Annotated in this window: 1 protein-coding gene; it reads right to left on the bottom strand. The window is 72.1% G+C overall.

Going from position 1 to position 2139, the window contains the following annotated elements; translation table 11 throughout:
- Positions 1–81 precede the first annotated feature (81 nt).
- A partial coding sequence (locus tag G6022_RS09760) for a DUF2156 domain-containing protein (protein ID WP_182691453.1) occupies positions 82–2139 on the bottom strand: 2058 nt, incomplete at its 5' end.

The following is a 2139-nucleotide window of genomic DNA, read 5'->3' as shown; positions in this document are numbered from 1 at the left end:
GGCGGCGGCGTTCTGGCCGGGCAGGCGCGGGAGCGGATGCCGCAGCTCGGGAGCGGATGCCGCAGCTCGGGGGCGGAGGCCTCAGGCGTCGATGGTCTCCGACTTCCCCGACCGGGCCAGCGCGGCGAGCTGGCGGGTCGTCGCACCCGGCAGGTACGCCCGGCCGATCGCCACCCCGATCCGCGGCAGGTCGGCCTCGTCGCGGAAGCACAGGTACACGGGCTCGATCCGCGGATTGAACTTGGCTTTGAACTGGTGGAGCGAACGGAACCCGTAGTACGGCTCGAGCGCCTGACCGAGCAGGTCCAGACCCCTGTCGAGGGTGGCCACCTCGTCGTCGTCGCCACTCCGCGCCAACGGGGCACCGGACAACGAGACGAAATCGGCCCCCTCGTCCTTGAACTCGAGCGCGGACCGGGCGATGAGGAACTCGATCATGTTGTTCGCGCCGGGCCCGTTGCGCTTGCGCATCACGTCCAGTGTCCAGCCTCGCACGCCGCCCTCGGCTCCGCCGCGGTAGACGGGCAGCCAGGAGAGGGCGGCCTGGACCACCCCGCCCGAGTCGACGGCCAGGGCGATGCGGACGTCGTCGTCGAGAGCCTCCTCGACCGTGCCGAGGGTGAAGCCCATCTCGGGCAGTTCCTTGTCCCCGACCCACTGCTCGGAGATCTGGCGGACCTGCCCCAGGATCGCGGACGGCTGCTCCCGCAGCAGGCCCGAGACGAAACTCGTGCCGTTCTTCTCCGCCTTGTTCATGGCGCTGCGGATCTTCTGCCACTTCTTGCCGCCGAACGCCAGATCGGGCAGGTCCATGATGGTGTCCTCGGCGATCTGCAGCGCCCGCCAGCCGTGCGCCCGCATGGTGTCGGCGGTCTCGGCCGACACCGAGAACAGGCACGGCACCGCGGCCTGCGCCTCGGCGAAGTCCACGAACTCGGTCAGCAGCCGGGCGCGGTCGGCGGGTGCGGCCACCGGATCCGCCAGCGCGATGACGGTGCCGACGTGCAGGCGGTAACCCACCACGCCGGCGGCCGGCGCGCTCGTGTCGACGGCGTCCGGTTCCCCGTCGGGGCCCCCACCGGCCCGTGCTCCGGGCCCGAAGAAGTAGTTCATCGGCTGCCACGTGATCATCCACGACATGGTGCTGCCGCCGTGCCGGCGGATGAGCGCGCGGACGCGGTCGATCACCTCGTCCGAGTGGACCGAGGAGCCGGTGACCCGTCGCCGGATCCGGACCCCGAACGCGCCCCGGCCGGCGATGAGCAGGACGGCCTCGCCCGTCCACAGCAGGCCCGTACCCGCGGTGACGGCGCCGAGGCTCTCGAAATCCGCGGTCACGACCAGGACGGTGACGACGAGCGTCGCCACCGCCGTGAGGAGCGCGTACACGAGGGCGACGAGCCACGCCACCCGGTAGCCGCGGCGGAGCAGCTCGGCGGTCACCGCGGCGACCAGGACGGACAGGAGCATGCCGGCCAGGTTCACGTCGTCGGCCTCGGTCGGGCCGAGGGGGCCCTCCGCGGGGACGAAGTAGACCACCACGTGCACCGCGGCGAGGAACCACATCCCGGCCGAGACGACAAGCCTGGTCTCGCGCCGCGTGCGGGGCCGCAGTCCCCGCTCGGTGCGGGAGAAGAACCACTCGCCCACCAGCAGGAACACCGCGAAGGCGATGAGGTGCGTGAGGTCGGACAGGCGCCCGAGGAACAGGAACGACACGATCACATAGCCGTAGAGCAGGGCCCGTGCGCGCAGTCGCCACGGCGACACCAGCGTGGCCGTGGTGGCGGCCAGCACGGCGATCACCGCGGTCGAGCACCCCACGTCGAGCACCACGGACAACTCGGTGGCCCACTCCCAGCCCACCGCGTCACCGGGGACGAGGACGCCGAACGCCCCCAGCACGCCGATCAGCTGGCCACCGATCGCGACCAGGGCCGTCCGCGCCGACCCCAGTCGCCACTCGCCCACCCCGATCCCCACCGCCACCAGCACGAGGAGCGACACGTGCTGGAGAGGGGTCATCCCGAACCACGGGCCGGCGAACACGGTCCACCAGCGGCCGCCCTCGAGCGCGGGGACGCCGTAGGCCACGCCCTCGAACCACGGGGCGTCAGGGGCGGAACGCCACAGCGTCTC

The organism is Dietzia sp. Cai40, from assembly GCF_014145165.1.
GTDB lineage: Bacteria > Actinomycetota > Actinomycetes > Mycobacteriales > Mycobacteriaceae > Dietzia > Dietzia natronolimnaea.
Note: the sequence above shows the minus strand (reverse complement) of the source record. Positions and strands in the feature narration are given on the sequence as shown.